The 20983-nt window shown below is 52.5% G+C and carries 17 protein-coding genes; 9 read left to right on the forward strand and 8 right to left on the reverse strand.

Features of this window, described 5'->3' with window-relative positions; translation table 11 throughout:
- Positions 1 to 24: 24 nt before the first annotated feature.
- Positions 25 to 699: a ribose-5-phosphate isomerase RpiA gene (gene rpiA / locus CXF87_RS00640; protein ID WP_101145056.1), complete on the forward strand. Its 675-nt coding sequence runs from the start codon at positions 25 to 27 to the stop codon at positions 697 to 699.
- 35 nt (positions 700 to 734) lie between these two features.
- Here the strand turns inward: rpiA and waaA are convergent, their stop codons facing one another.
- The 3 genes from waaA to CXF87_RS00655 are packed head-to-tail and all read right to left on the reverse strand — an operon-like array spanning position 735 to position 4544.
- Positions 735 to 2027, reverse strand: coding sequence for a lipid IV(A) 3-deoxy-D-manno-octulosonic acid transferase (waaA, locus tag CXF87_RS00645; RefSeq protein ID WP_101145057.1), 1293 nt, complete (start codon positions 2025 to 2027; stop codon positions 735 to 737).
- The gene (gene hldE / locus CXF87_RS00650) at positions 2027 to 3457 is read right to left on the reverse strand and encodes a bifunctional D-glycero-beta-D-manno-heptose-7-phosphate kinase/D-glycero-beta-D-manno-heptose 1-phosphate adenylyltransferase HldE (RefSeq protein WP_101145058.1); all 1431 of its coding nucleotides are present in this window, start codon (positions 3455 to 3457) and stop codon (positions 2027 to 2029) included. Before hldE ends, waaA begins: the two co-directional genes overlap by 1 nt.
- Complete coding sequence (locus CXF87_RS00655; protein ID WP_101145059.1) at positions 3447 to 4544, reverse strand: glycosyltransferase family 9 protein; 1098 nt, start codon at positions 4542 to 4544, stop codon at positions 3447 to 3449. The genes hldE and CXF87_RS00655 overlap by 11 nt, the downstream gene beginning before the upstream one ends.
- Between CXF87_RS00655 and CXF87_RS00660 the strand changes: the two genes are divergently transcribed.
- Positions 4543 to 5250, forward strand: coding sequence for a 3-deoxy-D-manno-octulosonic acid kinase (locus tag CXF87_RS00660; RefSeq protein WP_101145060.1), 708 nt, complete (start codon positions 4543 to 4545; stop codon positions 5248 to 5250). The genes CXF87_RS00655 and CXF87_RS00660 overlap by 2 nt on opposite strands.
- 35 nt (positions 5251 to 5285) lie before the next feature.
- On the opposite strand, the gene CXF87_RS00665 is transcribed toward CXF87_RS00660, so the two are convergent.
- Both CXF87_RS00665 and CXF87_RS00670 read right to left on the reverse strand, forming a co-directional pair.
- Positions 5286 to 6554 carry an O-antigen ligase family protein gene (locus tag CXF87_RS00665; protein WP_101145061.1) on the reverse strand — a complete coding sequence of 423 codons (1269 nt, stop codon included), beginning with the start codon at positions 6552 to 6554 and terminating at the stop codon, positions 5286 to 5288.
- A gap of 194 nt (positions 6555 to 6748) precedes the next feature.
- The gene (locus CXF87_RS00670) at positions 6749 to 7867 is read right to left on the reverse strand and encodes a glycosyltransferase family 4 protein (protein WP_101145062.1); all 1119 of its coding nucleotides are present in this window, start codon (positions 7865 to 7867) and stop codon (positions 6749 to 6751) included.
- Positions 7868 to 7951: 84 nt separating this feature from the next.
- Between CXF87_RS00670 and CXF87_RS00675 the strand changes: the two genes are divergently transcribed.
- The 4 genes from CXF87_RS00675 to CXF87_RS00690 all read left to right on the forward strand — a co-directional run bounded on the left by CXF87_RS00675 (position 7952) and on the right by CXF87_RS00690 (position 12561).
- Positions 7952 to 8986 carry a glycosyltransferase family 9 protein gene (locus tag CXF87_RS00675; RefSeq protein ID WP_101145063.1) on the forward strand — a complete coding sequence of 345 codons (1035 nt, stop codon included), beginning with the start codon at positions 7952 to 7954 and terminating at the stop codon, positions 8984 to 8986.
- Positions 8987 to 9742, forward strand: a complete 756-nt coding sequence (locus CXF87_RS00680; RefSeq protein ID WP_101145064.1) for a glycosyltransferase family 2 protein — start codon at positions 8987 to 8989, stop codon at positions 9740 to 9742.
- Positions 9743 to 9773: 31 nt separating this feature from the next.
- Complete coding sequence (locus CXF87_RS00685) at positions 9774 to 10586, forward strand: glycosyltransferase family 32 protein (protein WP_101145065.1); 813 nt, start codon at positions 9774 to 9776, stop codon at positions 10584 to 10586.
- Positions 10587 to 10905: 319 nt separating this feature from the next.
- The gene (locus tag CXF87_RS00690; RefSeq protein WP_101145066.1) at positions 10906 to 12561 is read left to right on the forward strand and encodes a sulfatase-like hydrolase/transferase; all 1656 of its coding nucleotides are present in this window, start codon (positions 10906 to 10908) and stop codon (positions 12559 to 12561) included.
- Here the strand turns inward: CXF87_RS00690 and waaF are convergent.
- Positions 12551 to 13594 carry a lipopolysaccharide heptosyltransferase II gene (gene waaF, locus CXF87_RS00695; protein ID WP_101145067.1) on the reverse strand — a complete coding sequence of 348 codons (1044 nt, stop codon included), beginning with the start codon at positions 13592 to 13594 and terminating at the stop codon, positions 12551 to 12553. The genes CXF87_RS00690 and waaF overlap by 11 nt on opposite strands.
- Positions 13587 to 14543 (reverse strand): ADP-glyceromanno-heptose 6-epimerase, encoded by a 957-nt coding sequence (gene rfaD, locus CXF87_RS00700; RefSeq protein ID WP_101145068.1) that lies wholly within the window; start codon positions 14541 to 14543, stop codon positions 13587 to 13589. Before rfaD ends, waaF begins: the two co-directional genes overlap by 8 nt.
- 109 nt (positions 14544 to 14652) lie before the next feature.
- Here rfaD and glyQ point away from each other — a divergent pair, with 109 nt between their 5' ends.
- The 3 genes from glyQ (at position 14653) to gmhB (ending at position 18415) form a co-directional block, all read left to right on the forward strand.
- Positions 14653 to 15624, forward strand: coding sequence for a glycine--tRNA ligase subunit alpha (gene glyQ / locus CXF87_RS00705; RefSeq protein WP_101145069.1), 972 nt, complete (start codon positions 14653 to 14655; stop codon positions 15622 to 15624).
- Positions 15624 to 17690, forward strand: coding sequence for a glycine--tRNA ligase subunit beta (gene glyS, locus CXF87_RS00710; protein ID WP_101145070.1), 2067 nt, complete (start codon positions 15624 to 15626; stop codon positions 17688 to 17690). The genes glyQ and glyS overlap by 1 nt, the downstream gene beginning before the upstream one ends.
- 167 nt (positions 17691 to 17857) lie before the next feature.
- A complete protein-coding gene (gene gmhB, locus CXF87_RS00715; RefSeq protein ID WP_101145071.1) occupies positions 17858 to 18415 on the forward strand; it encodes a D-glycero-beta-D-manno-heptose 1,7-bisphosphate 7-phosphatase in 558 nt (185 codons plus the stop codon).
- Positions 18416 to 18523: 108 nt separating this feature from the next.
- Here gmhB and gyrB read toward each other — a convergent pair whose 3' ends face one another.
- Positions 18524 to 20944, reverse strand: coding sequence for a DNA topoisomerase (ATP-hydrolyzing) subunit B (gene gyrB / locus CXF87_RS00720; protein ID WP_101145072.1), 2421 nt, complete (start codon positions 20942 to 20944; stop codon positions 18524 to 18526).
- Positions 20945 to 20983: the final 39 nt, after the last annotated feature.

A 20983-nucleotide genomic window follows, 5' to 3' on the forward strand; every position in this document is an offset into this window, starting at 1 on the left:
ACTGACTCACTAGGCTTACTCTTTATGAACCAGGATGAACTGAAGGCCGCCGTGGCGGATGCAGCCATTGCAGAAATTAAACCTAAGCTGGAAAAGGATACCATCTTAGGTATCGGTACTGGCTCAACGGCCAATCTGTTTATTGATCGCCTTGGGCCGCTGCGCCATCTTTTTAAAGGCGCGGTGGCTAGCTCAGAAGCGAGCGCCAAACGCCTTGAAGCCTTGGGCATTGAAGTATTTGAGCTCAATAGCGTCGGCACTGTCCCTTTCTATATAGATGGTGCAGACGAAGTAAATGCTAACTTACATATGATCAAAGGCGGTGGTGCAGCGCTTACCCGTGAAAAAATCGTGGCTGCCTGTGCCGAGCGTTTTATCTGCATCGCAGATGGCTCTAAGTATGTGTCCCAGTTAGGTCACTTCCCACTGCCCGTTGAAGTCATCCCGATGGCTCGCTCCTATGTCGCCCGTGAGCTTGTCGCCCTTGGAGCTGAACCGGTTTATCGCCAAGGAGTGGTCACTGACAATGGCAACCAGATAATCGACTGTTTTGATTGTATGATCGCCGACCCGGTGGCCATGGAAGCGCGCATCAACGCTATCGTCGGTGTGGTCACCAATGGCCTTTTTGCCGCCCGCGGCGCTGATGTACTGCTACTCGGCAAAGATGATGGCGTGGAACGCATAGCGTTCAAGTAAACATTCTTCGATACAGGCACTGGCTTACGCGCTAGCTAAGGCGTCAGTAACGACGCCAAGCCTGTCAGGGTGCGATACAGTGCGCCTTTTTGTGTCTCAATCACCGCGCGGCCAGCACTCCCCGCCTGTTGGGCGCGCTTAGGGTTGGCAAAACAGCCCACCACGGCATCTGCCAGGGCGACAGGGCTATCGACCAGCGTTAGGGCACCGGCGCGCTCAAGCGGCTCAGCCACATCGGCAAAATTTTCGATTGATGAGCCGCTAAGCACGGGCCTGCCTAACGCCGCTGGTTCAAGCACATTATGTCCGCCCAGAGGCACCAGGCTGCCCCCTACAAAGGCTACACTGCCTGCGGCATATAGTATCGCCAGCTCACCGAGCGTATCTCCCAGGTAGACTTGGGTTTGCGCTGTGACGGGCTGATGTTGGCTGCGGCGGCTTAATGCATACCCTTGCGTTTCACAAAGTTTAGCGACTTCATCAAAGCGCTGGGGGTGACGCGGTACCAGCACCAACAGCGCGTCGGGGTAGCGCGCAAGCACTTGGCGGTGGGCCTCCAGCAGCAGCGCTTCTTCGCCGTCACGAGTCGAGCCCGCCACCCAGGTAGGTCGCTCACCCCACTCCTGGTGTAAGCGCTCACCCTCTTTAGTGCTACTGTCTTGGCTGGCCAGCTCAAATTTCAGCGAGCCAACATTGCGGGTGGTTTTCGTGTTACAGCCGAGGGCATTAAAGCGTTCGGCATCTGCCGAGGATTTGGCGGCGAGCCAGCTAACTTCGGCAAGCATACTGGCCATCAATGGGCGCAGGCGCTGGTAGCGTTTGAAAGCGCGGGGCGATAAGCGACCATTCACTATCGCCACAGGCACTCTCTGCTGGCGACAGGCATGAATCAGGTTGGGCCACAGCTCGGTTTCAAACAGGATGGCGAGTTCGGGCTGAACATGGCGTACAAAGCGCTTCGCGGCGCCAGGAAAGTCCAGCGGTAGGAAACGATGGGCGAGGCGCACCTGATCTGCTGCGGTTTGCTCACTAATCAGCGCTTGGGCCTGTTGGGCACCGGTGGCGGTCATGGTCGTGAGCAGCAGGCTATGCGCGGAATAACTCGCTAATAGCCTCTCGATCAGCGGTCGAGCGGCGCGCACTTCTCCCACTGAGGCACAATGTAGCCAAATGCGTGGCGCGTGAGGCAGCGGCCCAAGGTGCAACCCCAGCCGCTGAAGGCGCGAGTAAGTGGGCACTTGCTCACGCCAAATACGCCAAGCGATCAATGGTGCCAAGCCATAGAGTATCGCTGAGTAGACAAGGCGGGACCAGGCAGATAAAGCCATTAGCGCTCGCGATCAATAATGGAGCTAATCATCGCCGAGGTCGAAACACCGTCTTCAAAGCCGAGCACCCTGACCTCGCCACCGTTGGCCACCACCGCCGCGCCTCCCGCAATATCTTCTGGCCGATAATCGCCACCTTTAACCAGAATATCCGGCAATACCGCTTCAATCAGCGCCTGGGGGGTGTCGTTACTAAACGGCACTACCCAGTCGACAGCGCCCAGCCCCGCCAATACCTGCATGCGACGGTTCAGGGGGTTGATTGGCCGTTTAGGCCCTTTCAGGCGACCAATGGAGGCATCATCGTTTACTGCGACAATCAATCGATCACCTAACCGTTTGGCTTGCTCCAAATAAGCGACGTGGCCCGCGTGTAGAATATCGAAGCAGCCGTTGGTCATGACCACCTGCTCACCACGCAGTTGGGCGGCGCGCACGGCCTCCACCAGCACGGTAGGCTCAATCACTCCGAATTCGGCCAGCTTATCACCGTGTAATGCGGTATAGAGTTCGGCAATTGAGAGCGTGGCCGTGCCCGGCTTGGCCACCACCAACCCGGCACCCAGATTGGCTAGCATCATCGCTTCAGGGAAGGCATGCCCTGCCGCTAGCGCTAGCCCCATCAGGCCAATCACCGTATCCCCTGCCCCCGTCACATCGAAGACTTCCTGCGCCCGGGTGGGCAAGTGCAGCGGCGTGTGCCCTTCACGAATCAGGGTCATGCCCTTTTCGCTGCGAGTAACCAATAGCGCTTCCAGCTCAAGCTCGGCACGCAGCGCCTCGCCTCTAATGGATAGCTCCGCATCGGTGGCACACACGCCGACCACGGCTTCAAACTCCGTCAGATTGGGAGTGATTAAGCTCGCCCCGCGGTACTTGCTGAAGTCTTGCCCTTTCGGGTCGATTAACACCCGTTTGCCATGGGCACGTGCCTTGGCAATCAGGCTCTCCACCTGATTCAGCGTGCCTTTACCGTAATCGGAAAGGATCACCACATCGCAGTCAGGCAGCACCTTTTCTACCTCGGTCAGTAGTTCACGGGTATCGACACTGTCGAGGCGTTGCTCGAAGTCCAGACGCAGCAGCTGCTGGTTGCGACTCATCACGCGAAGCTTGGTGATAGTGGGTATTTCTGTGCTGCGCTGGAAGTGAGTGCTTACATCAGAAGCAGATAAACTCGCTTCGAGCAGCTGTGCGTTTTCATCGTTGCCAACCACGCCTGCCAATACGGCATGGCCGCCTAGCGAAGTGATGTTCAATGCCACGTTAGCTGCGCCACCCGGGCGATCTTCCACATCTTCCACTCGCACCACGGGTACAGGGGCTTCTGGCGAGATACGCGACGTGCCGCCGTGCCAGTAGCGGTCCAACATCACATCACCAATGACCAGTACCCGAGCGTGTTCCAAGGCGGTTAAATCAATTTTCATGCAGGCTCCCTGCGCTGGTGTTAGAGGCAGCATGCGCCAACAGTGTATCCAGCTTATTAATGACGTCGTCAGCTTTAATTAGCATCATGGCGCTGGGGTGGCGTACCCGCTGCCCCCAACTCACATCCTCGACCGATTTATGCAGATAAGTGCGCACCGCCTCGGGATAGGCGTTGACCGCAAACTCACGCCACAAATAGGGCGCGGCGCGCTGGGGATTGGTCGATGCATAGAGCCCCAATGCCGGTGTGCCCATGGCATTGGCCATATGAATAGGGCCAGTATCCGGTGCAATCACCGCTTGGGCGTTATCAATCAGCGCCAACACCCCTTTTAGGGAGGTTCCCCCAATGGCATTAATTACACTGCCCGGCTGACAAAGCGCTTCGATTTGATCACCGATCTCCCGCTCCAGGGCACTGCCGCCCCCGGTCAACACACTTTTGAGTCCGTACTGCACCCAGGCGTGTTCGATGACGCTGGCATAGCCTTCCACGGACCAGTTGCGAAAATTGCGCAGGCGAACATTACTGCAAGGGTTGATCACCAAGTAAGGCGCCTCTCCGCTGATGACCAGTGCTTCATTACGTGCCGTGTCGGTGACCGGCAGGTTCCACTCCAAGCGATTATCCTCAACCCCGAGCACCCGCGCGAAATCCATGAATGACTCAAGCACATGGGCATTGGGATGCGGCGCAAGCTGATGCTGAGTGAACCAGTGCTGAGCATCTTTGGCGCGTGCCTTGTCATAGCCCACGCGTACCGTGGCTTTAAGTCCAAGGGACAACACGCTGGCGCGAATGGCCTGCTGCATATGTAGCAGCACATCGAAGCGCGTATCGGCGAGTTGCCGCCAAAGCGCCCGCATACCAGCCATACCTGTCGACTTGTCATAGACAACGAACTCGACCCCGGAAAGCCCCGCCAGTAGACTGTGCTCCCCCTTGCCGATAATCCAGGTAATGCGCGCATCGGGCCACTGGCGCTGCAACGCCCGCACCGTGGGCACGAGATTGCACACATCGCCGAGGGCGGAGAGGCGCAAAATGGCAATGTGGTTAGGCTGAACAGGCAGAGAGGGCTTCATGCGCTTAGCGGCACTCCGGCAGAAAAATGGGCTCATTTTACATGATGCAGACAGTTTATGTGACGCGCCGGGCACACACCAAATTGATCCTACTCTATTCACTGCCGAATACTGGCGTGAGCAGGGCTTAATTGTGGGCGAAGCGCCTGGCCGGGGCAGTAGCCTGTTTGTACAGGCAACGCCGGCCGAGCAGTGGGCGCTAAGACCTTATCGCCGTGGTGGCATGGTGGCCAAATTAAGTACAAAACGCTATTTATGGACTGGCGCAGAGCGCACCCGCGCATTTCGTGAACTGCGCTTAACCGCCAAGCTTTTTGAGCAAGGCCTACCGGTACCCCGCCCCGTAGCGAGCTGCGTTACCCACTATGGGCTTACTTATGAAGCCGCGTTGATTACCGTGCGCATTGCTGGCGCCAAAGCATTCGCTGAGTTACTCGTCAACGATCTGGCGGATGAAGCGTTGTTAAAACGTGTAGGTGCCATGATTTACCGCTTTCATCAAGCGGGACTTGACCATGTTGACCTGAACGCCCGCAATATTTTGATCGACCCCAGTGGCGCACCTTGGTTGATTGATTTTGATCGCTGCCGCCTGCGTGCGGCAGGAAAGTGGCAGGCAGGTAACCTGGACAGGCTGGAGCGCTCCATCAAGAAGTTCACCGAAGCACCGCTTATGCCAACTATTTATCATGGATATCGCAGCTAATATAGAGACTTGCTAGGCCACACTTTCGTCCTGAGCTATGAGGTATCTTTTCCTAGCTTAAGCTGGCAAGCTCGGAAACTCCCCCAAAGCACCACCAGCCAAAAAGTGTAAATCATGACCCCACTGTTGTGAACCAGAAATACTTGAGAGAGACCGAAATCGATATAAGTGACAGGCAGTAAAGCACCCGCTACTGCTAATGAACGAAGCACAAGATTAGATGTGCGCAGCTGTCGCATAAATAATTGCATAGGCACTAAATAAAGTAACACTAAGGCTATAAGTCCCAGTATTCCGCGTTTAGCCGTAGCATCAATGAAATCATTATGGGCATGTCCATAGTGCGCAACACCCGCATCAATTATTCCAGCCTCCCCCAGCGCATGCATCCCTTGTTGATAACCATTGCTACCCCAGCCAAGTATGGGCTTTTCAATAATTAGTTGAGAAGCTCCCTTCCACATCTCAAAACGAGCGCCAACAGACGAGGTTCGACTCTCACCAGAAACATAGCGCTGAATATCATCTACTGCCTGATGAACGCGCTGTTTAACCCCTAACGGCGGTACCGAATAAACAGTTAACCCCCCTACAACGATCACTATTAAAGCGCCTATCTTCGCGCGAGGAGCCAATTCATGACCATAGCCACGATATAGCACCCACAGCACAATAGGTAACCCGACCCACCCACCACGACTGCCGGAAAATAGTGACCCTAGGACACCGCCTATGGCACCCAATCCAAGTAACAATACCCAGCGCTTGGGATTGTTACATTTAACTGCCCAACCCATCCCCGCCAAACAAAGAACGCCTGTCAGCATGCTGATGTTGCCAAACTGGATAACATGGGTATATCCGCCAGCCCTATCCACACCGGAAAACAGCTTTTGCCAAGCCCCCCAGCTTCCGACCGCTATCCCACCCAGGGCCAAACCGCCCCATAAGAAGCTCAGCCGCGGTGGATGGGCCAAGATCAACGCTAATACAGGAATTACCAATAAAAACCGCAAGGGTTTATCTACGCCTCGAAGTCCCTGCCCATCTCTCCAGGCTTCGAATAACCCTACCAGTGCGTAAAAAGCCAATACACCAATAACCCACCAATCTTGACGGCCAAAACGAACGCTTGTACGGATGAACGGGAGCACAAAAGTGCCAAGCAGCAAAAGAACAGCGCCTACTGAATAGCCGGAGGGTACAATTAGCGCAATGGCGCCTAAAAGAAGCACAGCTAAGGAGGTGTACATACGTAATAGAGAAACCGGGGAAGAAGCGGAAGAGAATGTCAATGAAACCATAAATATTTCCGTTTGGAGACGGGAAGGTGAAAGGCAGCCATTCTGACAGAATCACTAATGAACAGCAGCTAGCTTCTTACCAACGTGCGATACCGAGCTGAAAGCGCGTCCAGAAAAAATTGGAAGCGGCTTCTTGGTCAGAGCATTTCCCGGCCCGATTTACGCCATCAAGATCCCCCTATATGTAATGTAAGCTATGCTGGAGCAGCATAATACTCAATTAAACGTTTTACATGCTGCTTGTTGCTGAAGTGCTGCTCAACTCGAAGTCGAGCAGCATCTCCCATTACTTGACGTTTGGCAGCATCACGAATCATGATATCCATGGCATCATGCCACGCGTGTACATCAAATGCCCCCACTAGCACGCCTGAATCCGCATCTACCAACTCCGGCAGCGACCCCGTATTTGAACCAATGATTGGCATTCCGCAGGCCATCGACTCAATAATGGTAAGGCCAAACGCTTCATTTTTCGACGGAATACACACCATATCCAAGACCGGCAAGATTTCAGTTAGATCGTTGCGGTGCCCTAAAAAGGTGATTTTATCGGCTAAGAAGGTGCCCGCAACGGCTTGCTCTAACTGAGCATAAAACGATTCAACGCCACCTGTGGCATGGTCAGTACCTCCTATGGAGAGCGCATAAAAGTTTAACATGGGGTCTAGCTTAAGCAGCGCATTCACCCATACATCTTGCCCTTTGCCTGGGGTAACACGTCCGGGTAGCCCAATCAGCACTGCATCAGTCAGTACGCCCAAGGCCTTTCGCTTGGCACGAATGGCAGCAAAATCATGACAGGGTCGGTACTTAACAATATCCACCCCATGAGGTAAGCAGACCACCCGCTCACGCGGGACAGGTAAATTGCAAATATTGCGCTGATGCGTTGCCTGACTAATGGAGAACACGCGGGCCACGCTACCGTAAGCAATTCGGTGGTAAAGGCTCTTTTTAGGTCGCTGCCCGCCCACATGATCAGTATAAAAGATATTTAATTTTGGCAGTAGCGCTTTTAACAGCGTAGTCAAGCGCAAATCACTCGATTTATGACAATGAATAACGGTGACCTCCTTTTCCACCAGCCAACGCCTTAGCGAGAAGATATTGGCCAGAGCCTGACCATTGCTGGCAAAAGCTTTGTAAGGCACGCCATTGCGCTGCATATAGGCTTCCACCTTTGTGCCTTTCAAACAGATACCGATGACATCCCACCCCTCTGCCTGCAGGTCTTCCATTACACGGTCTACATATAGTTCCATTCCGCCTTTACCATCAGAAAGACACAGTTGCAGTACCTTATTTTTCATAGCTTTCTCTACTCAGCCGCACACCGTTAAACAATCAATGCAATCTCTTGTATTATACAGGCTGCTATTAATGGGGCCTAAATCATGACGCGGAAACTGCTTGTCGTGCGTAACGACAAAATCGGCGATTTTATGCTGGCTTGGCCAGCCCTAGCGTGTTTAAAAAAGGCCTCGCCTGCCCTCCACATTACCGTTTTAGTTCCCTCCTATACGGCTCCGCTGGCCAAGGTGTGTCCTTGGGTGGACGATGTTATTGTTGACCCAGGCAGCAAAGCGAATAAAGCAGCGCAGCAGGCACTACTTCACCACATGAAACAAGCGAAGTTTGATGCGCTATTGACACTTTTCTCAACACCGCGTATTGGCTGGTTAGGTGTTCGAGCGGGCATTCCATTGCGCGTAGCCCCCGCCACTAAGTGGGGTCAGGTATTCTATAATGTTCGGGTGCGCCAGCGTCGCTCACTATCTGCTAAGCCGGAGTACCAGTACAATATCGATTTGGCCTGCGAGTTACTGGCACATTTATCGCTGAAGCTTCCAACCCTGCCCTCGCCGCCTTTTTGGCCGCTGAGTGACGCTCAGTACCATACTCAACGACAAACGCTTATCCGCGAGTCGTCAGAGTATGTGGTGGTAGTTCACCCAGGCAGTGGCGGCTCAGCCGTCAACCTGTTAATTTCGCAATATGCGACCCTCATTACTCAGATCAATCAGCAGTGCCTTAACCTGCCTCTTCGCTGGTTGATAAGCGCCGGACCGAGCGAACAGCCAGAGGCTCAAACATTGATTGACCAGCTGGCCGACAACGGAATAACGGCAGATCACTTTCCTGCCACAACAGGTTTGGACGCCTTTGCCCTACAATTAGGAGGTGCGGATATGCTGATTGCAGGTTCGACGGGGCCATTACATATCGCTGGCTGCCTCAATCTTGCGACAGCCGGTTTTTACCCTGCCAAGCGCTCCGCGACGCCACTGCGCTGGGAAACTTGTAACAGCGCGGAGAAACGTCTCGCGTTTAGTCCCCCCGTGGGTGCTGACCAGCAGGATATGCGCGCGATTGATATTGATGCAGCGGCCCAAGGAATAGTGAAAGCTTTAATAAGCGCAGGAATATAAATGAAGCCAATTACCGGAATTGTCATCACTTTAAACGAAGCCTATAACATAAGCGAATGTTTAATTTCACTTAGCAAAGTATGTGATGAACTTATTGTAGTAGACTCAGGTAGCGATGATAAAACTGTTGAAATAGCCGAAGCCTATGGAGCAAAAATCTACACCCAAAACTATCTGGGTGATGGGCCACAGAAAGCTTTTGGCGTGCCGTATGCAAAAAATGATTGGATTCTTTCTTTAGATGCTGATGAGCGTTTAAGTGAAGATGCTGTAAGTATTATCAAAACATTAGAACTGGGTGACCCTCAAATAGCTTACTGTTTTCACCGTAAAAATTATGTTGGTGAGCACTGGATAAAAGCTGCCGGTTTTTACCCAGACAGTGTTGTAAGGCTATATAACAGAACGACTTCAGGCTATCTCAATAAAAAAGCACACTCGTCTGTAAAAGCCCCATCCATTTGCCAAACAAAAACACATATAGAACACTTAACCTATAGAGACTTATCAGATTGGGTTTCTCGCATCAATGTATTATCAACTAGGGATGCTTGGGCAATGAAAGAAAGTGGAAAGAAGCCATTTTTCTTCAATCCTATACTTCACAGCGCTAATGCGTTCATAAGAAAGCTGATTTTCAAAGGGGGGCTTTTCCAAGGAGCAGATGGCTTTTTAGTAGCAATTACCACCGCCTTCCATGCTTATATGAAGTATGCAAAGCTTAATGAATTGTATAAAAAAACCACCAGCAAATAATACAACTTCATACCAAAACCGGTAAAAAACCATGAAGAACCTTTTTAAAAAATTACTAATTTTAGCTACAAGCCGATTAATAAAACTTTTCGCAAACACTTTAAAAATGTTAAACTATCCTTTTTATTGGCTTTTCCCAAAAACACGCTTTACTCTGCCAGAACATGCTAACCCGCTGTTTAAAAATAATAAAACAAAGAGTATATCGCGCATTATTTGGCAAACTAATTTCACCAATAAAGTAACTCTACCTATCTATCTCAATTACCTGTTCAACCGTATGATGGCTCCACACTTTGAGTATCGCTTCATGAGTACTGAAGCGCGACGTGAATTTATTAATAAATATTACCCTGATGTGCTGCCTCACTATAATCGTTTACAGATTGGTGCAGCCCAAGCTGATTTGTGGCGACTATTGGTGCTTCATAAGTTTGGCGGTGTTTACCTGGATATCGATGCACACCAAATCTGGCCACTCTCTCAAGTAATTGGTTCAGAAAATAAAGAACTCTATGTTAGCACACGTCAAGGTGAATTTAGCAACTACTTTATTGCAAGTGCTCCTAACAACCCCAATATTGCTAATTTAGTTGAGCAAATAGTAAAGAATATTAAAGAGAATACTTTGACAAATGTGTTTCACATAACAGGCCCAGGCGTATTTAATATGCTTTTGGATAGTGAGCAAGTACCGACCGTTTCCTATCGTTATGCAGTGAACCAGGGTAATTTTACCAATGAGCACTTCCAGTATATTGATAAACCACAAGGCAAATGGAATAAGGAACAGCGCAATATACGAGTCATACGCCCAGAAAGCACGGACAACACCAAATCATAAACACGTTGAGTTTTGTCAGAAAAACTTCCTGCTTTTATCTACATTAACCTAACCTACGAATTACTTCTGTATTACATATTTGCATGCCATCTTTATCTTAATTGATAATTTTTTTAAATATGGATTTTCTCTAATATCATTAATAATAATTTCAGAGAAAATTTTAGGATCCCTAGCTAATAAAATTTAGCTTTTGATAAAAAACAGTTATATTCGCTCTTATAAAAATAAAAAGTAGTGAAGAAACGACTACCCAAAAGAGCTTATAAATCCTAAAATAATAGAATAACTGCTTTTAAGAGCTTTTATTTGGAGACGCATGCCTGCATTAATGTCACTCAAACGCACCCCTTGGCTACCGCTGGTTACAATCGGCCTCTGCCTGGGTTATACCGTCACGGTAATGACCCGCCTGCCCTGGTGGACGCTATTTTTTGTAGCCGCGGCATGGATTGGTGTAGGGCATAAGCTACGCTGGGGCCGACCTGCCAACGCCCGTTATCGTAAAATGTGGCCCTGGTCACTGGTACCGTTAAGTCTTTGGGGTGTTTACGTTTACTTGGCGGATAGCTTTGGCATTGTCGATCTGGGTGCGGTGTTTTTTCACCTCCAGGCAGGCATGGCAGAGCATGGTGGCGCAGGCAAAATGATTTCCGCGGTGCTCTATACACTGATAATGATCGGCGTACTAGCAGCCGTGACGTGGCTGTCGCGCCACGACCAGCGCTGGCGGTTAGCCGAGCGCTTTTTCGCTATTTTGTTGCTGGCTAGCAACCCGCTACTTTATGGCCTAGGCCAGCGCAGCGCGGCGATAGTCACTGATGATGGCGCCTGGCTAGACCGACGCTATAAGCCACCCCCCACTGAACATCTAAGGGACGCACCTAACCTACTCATCCTATATCTGGAAAGCATAGAGCGCACCTACTCCAATGACATATTTGGGGATGCTTACGCCAGCCTCAACGAGTTGGGGAAACAGGGCACCGTCTTTGAGGGCGTGCGCCAGATGGATAATACGGGCTGGACGATGGCGGGCATGATTGCCAGCCAGTGCGGCGTGCCATTGATGCCTGCAGGGCTCCTTCATGACAGCCAGTTTGAGCCTCTTTCCAAGGTTGTCCCTGGCGTCGATTGTTTGGGCGACATCCTTGCTGAACAGGGCTACCAACTAAGCTATCTAGGCGGTGCTAGCACTCAGTTCGCGGGTAAAGGACTGTTCTATCGCGGCCACCAATTCAATACCGTTCAAGGACGTGAAGAGTTAGAGCCGCAGTTGAGCGATCCAGAGTATGTCAATAGTTGGGGGCTGTACGATGACACCCTCTATGACATTACCGCTGACGAAATCCGGCGATTGGAAAAAGAGGATAACGGCCCCTGGGGGGTGGTAACGCTTAATTTGGCAGGCCATGCACCCAATGGATACCCTTCCCAATCTTGCGTAAAGCAGCAGGGAGAGTTTGACGGGCAGGATATTCTTTACTCGGTCAAGTGTTCCACATGGCTTGCCCGAGATTTAATTGGCCGCTTGAAGAGCGAAGGGTTACTCGACAATACGCTGGTGGTAATACTCAGCGACCACCTAACTATGCGGGTGTCAGTGTGGGATCAATTAACGGCGCTTGATCGCGACAACACCCTCATCATGATAGGTGATGATATCCAGCCGCAACGTATTCGTCGCGATGCCACCATGCTGGACGTCTTCCCCACGTTGTTGGATGCGCTAGGTTTTCGCTTAGAACGCAGCCGGGCGGGCTTAGGCACGTCGCTGTTTAGTGATCAACGAACGCTGGTCGAAGCGCATGGCATCGAAGTACTCAACGAGCGCCTCAGGGAAGAGACAGCGCTGCAGCACCGCCTCTGGGAAGGCATCTCTCCTCAGCGCCGTGAAACCGACGAGCTCTCTTCGCAACAGCAAACCGTGGAAACGCCCGCCGATCTCGCCGATGAAGTGGAGCTCAGCCATTAGTAATGATGCTTTCCCGAGGATGAGACGCATGGATCTGTTGGTATACCTGCTCGACACTTAACTCATTTAGGCAGTTGGTATGCCCCAAAGGACAGGTACGCTGAAAGCACGGCGAACAGGAAAGCCCTAGATAGTGAATCACCGCATTATCGGTCAACGGCGGCGTGTAGGCGGGCGATGAAGAGCCATATAGCGCATGGATGCGAACGCCTACCGCTGCGGCCACATGCATCAAGCCCGAGTCATTGGTGACCACTTGCCGACAGTCCGCCAGCAAATCAACGGCATCGGCCAATTGTGTTTTGCCGCACAGGTTATGGGCATGGGCAAGCCCCTGCGTTATTTCCTCGCCTGCTGGGTGATCCTTGTCGCCGCCCAACACCCGCACTTCAAAACCTTCGTTTACCAAGCGTTTTGCTAACGTGTGAAAGTAACTGATCGGCCACTGCTTGGCGGGGCCGTATTCAGCGCCCGGCATCATGCCAATCGCAGTACGTGATGAAAGCGAATGCGTCAGGCGTAAATTAACCAGATTATCGCGGTCAATCTGCAGGCGTGGCTTGGGCAGAGCAAAATCACCGCTAGCCGCCTCTTCAAGGGGTAGGCCGAGCGAAACAAAGCGCTTTACCGTTTGATCCAATACCTGCTTATCAAGCTTACGACGCTCTTTGAGAAGCCCATAGCGATGCTCACCGACGAAGCCGACGCGCTCAGGAATGCGGGCAAGAAAGGGCACCAGCGCGGCCTTCCAAGAACGCGGCAATACAATCGCGCGATCGAATCGCCCCCTTAGGCGGCTGGCGAGTTCGCGGCGGCTGGCCAAACCAAATTCGCCATGACCAACCGCCAGCGGCAACACCTCATCCACCTCGGGCATGCGTTCTAAAATAGGCTGCGACCACGCGGGCGCGACCACCCCTATCGTCGCGCCTGGCTGGCGGGCTTTTAAAGTCATAAACAGGCTTTGTGCCATGACCATATCACCGACCCACGAAGGGCCAATTACCAGCAAGCGCTGAGCTGAGTTAGCCATTTAGCCACCCCAAGTAGGCCTTAACCCCTTGAGCAACGGTTTTAAACTCCACATCGCAGCCACTGGCGCGTAGCTGGTTAATGTCCGCCCGGGTATAGCTCTGATAGCGCCCTTTCAACTCTTCAGGGAAGGCAATGTAATCGATCTCGCCTTTGCCATAAAAGTCGATAACGGCTTCACCAATCGCTTTGAAAGGCTCTGCACGACCAGTACCAAGATTGAAGATGCCCGACTGGTCAGGATGATCCAGAAACCAGAGATTCACATCGACCACATCACCGACATAAACGAAGTCGCGGCTCTGCATACCCGCCTCATACCCGCCATAGGCGCCGAACAGCTTCAGGGTTTCGCCGTTACGGATTTGCAGATGATTGTGGTACGCCACGCTGGCCATTTTGCCTTTGTGCTGTTCCCGGGGGCCGTAGACATTGAAGTAACGAAAGCCCACCACTTGTGTGGTCAACTCGCTCCACCGCGCACGCACGTGCTGATCGAACAGCAGTTTGGAATAGCCGTAAACGTTGAGTGGCTTTTCGCATTCCGGTACCTCTTTGAAAACCTCGCTGCCGCCATAGGTCGCCGCCGATGACGCGTACAAGAAGGGGATACCCTGCTGCTCGCAGTAGTTAAGCAGCACTTTGGAGTACTCGAAGTTATTTTCCATCATGTAATGGCCATCCCACTCGGTGGTATCTGAGCAGGCGCCTTCGTGGAAAATGGCGTCAATGGTAGGCAAGTCGACGCTTTCCCCTTTCAAGGCAGCTTTTATCCTGGCAAGGAAATCATCTTTATCCAGATAATCCGCCAGCGTGCAGTCGGCCAGGTTGACGAATTTGGTGCCATCGCGCAGATCATCGACCACCATTACATCGTTTCGGCCACGGGCATTCAGTGCTTTCACTATGTTGGCCCCGATAAAACCGGCACCGCCTGTTACCACAATCATACTGTTCTCCTTACCTAACGCGGCTTGTTGGCATACGTGCCTATAACCCATCTGCCTAGGATTGTATACTTGACGCCTTATGAATTCATGGCCAACGGTGCTTTCCGCGATGAGTGTTTCGACAAACCAATCGACACCTGATGTGTCGACCTTTCAAGGCCTGATCCTTGCTCTGCAGCAGTACTGGGCAGAACAAGGCTGTGTCATCCTTCAGCCGCTCGATATGGAAGTCGGCGCGGGCACCTTCCACCCCGCCACCTTCTTGCGGGCGATTGGCCCCGAAACCTGGAACGCGGCCTATGTGCAGCCTTCAAGGCGCCCTACTGATGGCCGCTATGGTGAGAACCCTAACCGCCTTCAGCACTACTACCAGTTTCAGGTGGTGATGAAGCCATCGCCAAGCAACCTGCAGGATCTTTATCTGGGCTCACTCAAGCGGCTCGGTCTCGACCCACTGATCCATGACATCCGCTTTGTCGAAGATAACTGGGAATCCCCAACGCTAGGCGCCTGGGGCCTGGGCTGGGAAATCTGGTTAAACGGCATGGAAGTCACCCAGTTTACCTATTTTCAGCAGGCAGGTGGCATTGAGTGCTACCCGGTTACCGGCGAACTGACCTATGGGCTTGAGCGTATTGCCATGTACTTGCAGGACGTCGATAGCGTCTATGACCTGATTTGGGCCATTGCCCCAGACGGTAGCAAGGTCACCTATGGCGATGTGTATCTGCAAAACGAACGCGAGCAGTCCACTTACAACTTTGAACATGCCGATGTGGATCAGCTATTTGCTAACTTTGACCATCAGGAAAAAGAGTGTGGCAAATTGCTCGCCGCCAGCCTGCCGCTACCTGCCTACGAGCAAGTTCTGAAGGCATCGCATACATTCAATCTGCTGGACGCCCGTCACGCTATCTCGGTGACCGAGCGTCAGCGTTTTATTTTACGCGTTCGCACCATGGCCCGCGATGTGGCCACCGCCTACTTTGAGTCGCGCAAGGCCGAAGGTTTCCCTATGGCGCCAGAAACACTTCGCCGAGAACTGTTACAAGAGCTACTCGCCGATCAGGGAGACGACTAATGGCTGTTAATACGCTTTTACTAGAACTGGGTGCAGAAGAGCTACCGCCCACGGCCCTGGATGCGCTTTCCGATGCGTTTGCCGCAGGCATTGAGAAAGGCCTGCAAGAAGCCGACGTTCCCTTCGCCAGCGTGACAGCCTTTGCGACCCCGCGTCGTTTAGCGGTTCAAGTGCGTGAGCTGGCCGATAAACAGCCTGACCGCGACGTTGAGCGCCGTGGCCCCGCGCTGGCGGCGGCCTTTAAGGATGGCGTTGCCACGAAAGCTGCAGAAGGCTTCGCCCGCTCCTGCGGGGTTAGCGTCGATGAGCTGATTCATTTGGAAACCGATAAAGGCACTTGGCTTGGCTACCGCGAGCAGCAGCCGGGTGAGTCTATTCAAGCGCTGCTGCCCGAGATTATCCGCAAAGCCATCAGCGCCCTCCCGGTGCCTAAAAACATGCGCTGGGGCGCTTCACGGGTTGAGTTCTCGCGTCCGGTTCATTGGCTGGTAGCACTTTACGGTAGCGATGTCGTGGCTGCTGAGGCGCTAGGCCTACAGGCAAGCTGTACCACTTACGGTCATCGCTTCCACGCCCCTGATGCCATTCAGTTGACCCATGCCGATGAATACGTGGCTACGCTGGAAAATGCTTACGTGCTGGTGGACCGCGAGCGGCGTCGCGAACGCATACGTGAGCAGGTGCTGGCAGAAGCCGAAGTGCAAGAAGCCATGGCGGTTATTGATGAAGACCTACTGGTCGAAGTCAGCGGCTTGGTGGAATGGCCGGTAGCACTGACCGGCAGTTTTGATGAGCGCTTCCTGGAAGTGCCTGCCGAGTGCCTGATCTCTTCGATGAAGGCCAACCAAAAATATTTTCATTTACTAGATGACCAGGGCAAGCTAAAACCGCTATTTATCACCATCGCCAATATCGATAGCGCCGACCCCGACCAGGTCATTGCCGGTAACGAGAAGGTCATTCGCCCTCGCCTCGCCGACGCAGCGTTTTTCTACGATACCGACCGCAAGCATACACTGGCCTCGCGTATCCCGCAGTTGGAAAGCGTGGTCTTTCAACAGCAACTGGGCACTCTGGCTGACAAGGCGCGTCGTGGCACCGCCACTGCTTCTTTCATTGCTGAGCAAATCAGTGGCGATGTCGCGCATGCTCAGCGCGCCGTGTCGCTTGCCAAATGTGACCTCGTGACCGAAATGGTGCTCGAATTCCCCGAACTACAGGGCATCATGGGGCGCTACTACGCCGAGCAGGATGGTGAGCCTGCAGAGGTTTCCCAAGCGCTCGAAGAGCAGTACCTGCCGCGATTCGCTATGGATGTCATTCCCCAGAGCGCGACCGGCAAGGCGTTAGCCCTGGCTGATAGGCTGGATACCCTGGTAGGTATCTTCGGTATTGGACAACGCCCCACCGGCGCAAAGGATCCCTTTGCTTTACGCCGTGCATCGATTGGCGTGCTCAACATTCTGATCAAAGGCGAGCTGGACCTTGACTTGCGCGAGCTGCTCACCGTAGCCGCTGAGCAGCACCAACGTCTACCCAAAGCCGATGGCCTAGTTGAGGATGTGCTGACCTATATGCTGGATCGCTTCCGCGCCTGGGGCCAGGAAGAAGGCATCAGTGCTGAAATGTACCTTGCGGTACGCGCTCGCCCGGTGACCAATCCTCTCGACTTCGCTCGCCGCCTGCGGGCCGTGAAGGCCTTTGCCCAGCGTGACGAAGCAGCCGCGTTGGCAGCCGCTAACAAGCGTGTTTCTAACATCTTGGCTAAGCAAGAGCACAATGGCAGTACCCAGGTCGATCAAAACTTATTGCAGGAAGATGCCGAACGAGCGTTGTTCGATGCGGTGAGCGGAAGCCAGACACAGGTTGCCCCGCTGTTTGCTGCAGGCAACTATCAGCAAGCATTGGATACTCTTGCCACCCTGCGTGAACCGGTAGATGCTTTCTTTGACCAGGTCATGGTGATGACGGATGACCCCGCTATTCAGCGCAACCGCTTGGCCCTACTCGCTAGCCTTCAAGCGCTATTCTTAGAAGTGGCCGATATTTCACTTCTGCCCCAGTAGCCATTGCTTGATTGGTCGCTCACAAGCCCAGCCGTTTAGACGACTGGGCTTTTTTGTTGACTGGTAATACGTGTTTCACGTGAAACACTGTTGCGAGTCCGAAGTAAGATAGTCGATATAAATAGCGGACAGAAAGTATCGCCGACAACCGTACCAATAGGATTTCTATGCTGAGTGCCGAAAAACTTGTCATCCTGGATCGTGACGGCGTCATCAATCATGATTCTGATGCCTATATAAAATCCCTTGATGAATGGGTGCCCTACCCTTCTTCAATTGCCGCCATTGGTCGCCTCAGTCATGCAGGATTTACGGTAGTGGTGGCGACCAATCAGTCGGGCATCGCTCGTGGCTATTATGATGAAGCAACGCTCCAGAGCATGCATGATCGCTTGTTAGCGTTGGTGGAAAAGGAAGGCGGAAGCATCGCTCACATCGCCTACTGCCCCCATGGGCCTAGCGATAAATGTCAATGCCGTAAACCATTGCCTGGAATGCTGCATCAGATTCAGCAGCAGTTGGGGCTGGCAAGCTTGGCAGGGAGCTGGATGGTAGGAGACAGCCTGCGAGATTTACAAGCAGGCGAAGCAGTTGGCTGTCGTACCGTACTGGTTAGAACTGGAAAAGGAGCAAAAACAGAAGCCAAGGGTATTGGGCTTGAAAAAGCACATGCTTTCGATGATTTAGCCCACTTTGTGGACTGGCTGATCACCACGAAGCAGTAGATACCGATCTGCAATAAAAAAGCGCCGCTAGGAGAGATTAGCGGCGCTTTTCGTTAATGATCGTCATATGTTTCACGTGAAACACATGACGGTAGTAGCAAACGTCTCTTATACGTCCAGGTTAGCCACCAGCGCATTAGTTTCGATGAAGTCGCGACGTGGTTCAACGTCATCACCCATCAGCGTGTTGAACATCATGTCAGCACCCACGGCATCTTCGATCGTCACACGCAGCATACGGCGGCTATCAGGATCCATCGTCGTATCCCACAGCTGATCCGGATTCATTTCACCCAGACCTTTATAACGCTGCACCGATAGACCACGCTGGCCCTCTTGCATCAGCCATGCCAGCACTTCGGAGAAGTGAGATACAGGCTTCTGACGCTCACCCCGGGCAATAAATGCGCCCTCTTCAAGGAAGCCATCCAGCGTTTCGCCCAACTCAGCGATGCCCCGATAATCAGCGCTTTCAAAGAAGTCGAGTCCCCACGTGTACTCTGTGGTCACACCGTGAGCCACCAGCGATACGGTAGGTAGGAAAAGTCCACGTTCAGAATCTTCTTGAAGGTGGAAGTGATAACGCGGACCACCTTCATAGGCAACCATGTCATCCATGGTCTTCTGAATTTCATCAATCCAGTTCTGCATGGTTACGCGATCTTTCAGGCTTTCTTCACCTTTAAGCGCGGACGTATGAATGATCTGCTTGAGCACTTCATTGGGGTAAACCCGTGACAAGCGATCAATCCGTTTCATGACGTTACGGTACTGGTTTACTAGCGTTTCTAACTGAGAACCCGAGATGCCTGGTGCATTGGCATTAACGTGCAGGCCAGCACCATCCAGGGCTGTGGTAGTCAAGTAGTCCACCATCGCCTGCTCATCTTTCAGGTAGAGCTCTTGCTTACCGCGCTTGATTTTATATAGCGGCGGCTGGGCGATAAAGATATGGCCGCGCTCGATCAGTTCCGGCATCTGACGGAAGAAGAATGTCAGCAGCAGCGTACGGATATGCGAGCCATCCACGTCCGCATCGGTCATGATAATGACGGAGTGGTAACGCAGCTTATCGGGGTTGAACTCTTCACGGCCAATGCCACAGCCAAGTGCAGTGATCAATGTGCCTACTTCAGCTGAAGAGAGCATTTTATCAAAACGCGCTTTTTCAACATTCAGGATTTTACCCTTGAGCGGCAAAATAGCTTGGGTACGCCGGTCACGGCCCTGCTTGGCACTGCCACCTGCCGAATCACCCTCCACAAGGTAGAGTTCAGACTGGCTTGGATCTTTTTCCTGACAATCCGCCAGCTTACCGGGCAAGCCAGCAATATCCAGCGCGCCTTTACGGCGGGTCATGTCACGCGCCTTGCGGGCGGCTTCACGAGCACGCGCCGCATCCAGCATCTTATTAACGATCGCTTTGGCTTCGTTAGGCTTTTCAACCAGATACTCAGAAAAGAGGCGGCTCATCTCCTGCTCAACGGCAGTCTTAACTTCGCTGGAGACTAGCTTATCTTTCGTTTGCGACGAAAATTTAGGATCTGGTACTTTGACCGAAATAATCGCAGTCAAGCCTTCACGGGCGTCGTCACCCGTGGTATTTACCTTGGCTTTTTTGAGCAGGTTTTCAGCTTCAATATAGTTATTGAGCGTGCGGGTAAGCCCCGCTCGGAAGCCCGCCAAGTGCGCGCCACCGTCTCGCTGAGGAATATTATTAGTGTAACAGAAAATATTTTCAGTGAAGGCTTCGCTCCACTGCATGGCCACCTCAACTTCAACGCCATCTTCACGAATAGCGTTAAAGTGGAATACCGGGTTAATGACACTTTTATTGGTATTGAGGTGATCAACAAAGGCTTTTAAGCCGCCTTCGTAATGGAATAGCTCTTCTTTACCGCTGCGCTCATCCAGCAATCGGATAGCAACACCGGAATTCAAGAAAGAGAGTTCACGCAACCGCTTGGCAAGAATATCGAAATGGAACTCGATATTGCCAAACGTTTCTGGAGAGGGGCGGAAATGAACGCGGGTACCACTTTTTTCGGTTTTGCCTACAACGCTCAATGGTGCTTGAGGCACACCGTGATGGTACATCTGTTCAAACACTTCGCCCTGGCGCCAAATGGTCAAGCGCAGCTCGGCAGACAATGCGTTTACGACAGAAACACCAACGCCATGTAACCCACCGGAAACTTTATAGGAGTTATCGTCGAATTTGCCGCCTGCGTGCAGCACCGTCATGATAACTTCAGCAGCGGATACCCCCTCCCCTTCGTGAAGTTCAGTGGGTACGCCGCGGCCGTTATCACTAACGGTGACTGACTCATCCGGGTGAATGACAACGCGAATTTCGCTGCAGTGCCCAGCCAAGGCCTCATCGATGGAGTTATCCACCAACTCGAAGACCATGTGGTGCAGACCGGTACCGTCGTCGGTGTCACCAATATACATACCTGGACGCTTACGCACTGCGTCCAGCCCCTTGAGCACCTTAATGCTTGATGAATCGTAAGCCTGCTCGCTCATTGACCACTCCGTCGTGAAGTCTGTCTCGTTCCGTATCGT

The organism is Halomonas sp. MES3-P3E, assembly GCF_002836035.1.
GTDB lineage: Bacteria > Pseudomonadota > Gammaproteobacteria > Pseudomonadales > Halomonadaceae > Vreelandella > Vreelandella arctica.

Coding starts and splice junctions, on each gene's coding strand:
- rpiA (WP_101145056.1), top strand. CDS start 25: ATGAACCAGGATGAACTGAAGGCCGCCGTGGCGGATGCAGCCATTGCA.
- waaA (WP_101145057.1), bottom strand. CDS start 2,027: ATGGCTTTATCTGCCTGGTCCCGCCTTGTCTACTCAGCGATACTCTAT.
- hldE (WP_101145058.1), bottom strand. CDS start 3,457: ATGAAAATTGATTTAACCGCCTTGGAACACGCTCGGGTACTGGTCATT.
- CXF87_RS00660 (WP_101145060.1), top strand. CDS start 4,543: ATGCGCTTAGCGGCACTCCGGCAGAAAAATGGGCTCATTTTACATGAT.
- CXF87_RS00655 (WP_101145059.1), bottom strand. CDS start 4,544: ATGAAGCCCTCTCTGCCTGTTCAGCCTAACCACATTGCCATTTTGCGC.
- CXF87_RS00665 (WP_101145061.1), bottom strand. CDS start 6,554: ATGGTTTCATTGACATTCTCTTCCGCTTCTTCCCCGGTTTCTCTATTA.
- CXF87_RS00670 (WP_101145062.1), bottom strand. CDS start 7,867: ATGAAAAATAAGGTACTGCAACTGTGTCTTTCTGATGGTAAAGGCGGA.
- CXF87_RS00675 (WP_101145063.1), top strand. CDS start 7,952: ATGACGCGGAAACTGCTTGTCGTGCGTAACGACAAAATCGGCGATTTT.
- CXF87_RS00680 (WP_101145064.1), top strand. CDS start 8,987: ATGAAGCCAATTACCGGAATTGTCATCACTTTAAACGAAGCCTATAAC.
- CXF87_RS00685 (WP_101145065.1), top strand. CDS start 9,774: ATGAAGAACCTTTTTAAAAAATTACTAATTTTAGCTACAAGCCGATTA.
- CXF87_RS00690 (WP_101145066.1), top strand. CDS start 10,906: ATGCCTGCATTAATGTCACTCAAACGCACCCCTTGGCTACCGCTGGTT.
- waaF (WP_101145067.1), bottom strand. CDS start 13,594: ATGGCTAACTCAGCTCAGCGCTTGCTGGTAATTGGCCCTTCGTGGGTC.
- rfaD (WP_101145068.1), bottom strand. CDS start 14,543: ATGATTGTGGTAACAGGCGGTGCCGGTTTTATCGGGGCCAACATAGTG.
- glyQ (WP_101145069.1), top strand. CDS start 14,653: ATGAGTGTTTCGACAAACCAATCGACACCTGATGTGTCGACCTTTCAA.
- glyS (WP_101145070.1), top strand. CDS start 15,624: ATGGCTGTTAATACGCTTTTACTAGAACTGGGTGCAGAAGAGCTACCG.
- gmhB (WP_101145071.1), top strand. CDS start 17,858: ATGCTGAGTGCCGAAAAACTTGTCATCCTGGATCGTGACGGCGTCATC.
- gyrB (WP_101145072.1), bottom strand. CDS start 20,944: ATGAGCGAGCAGGCTTACGATTCATCAAGCATTAAGGTGCTCAAGGGG.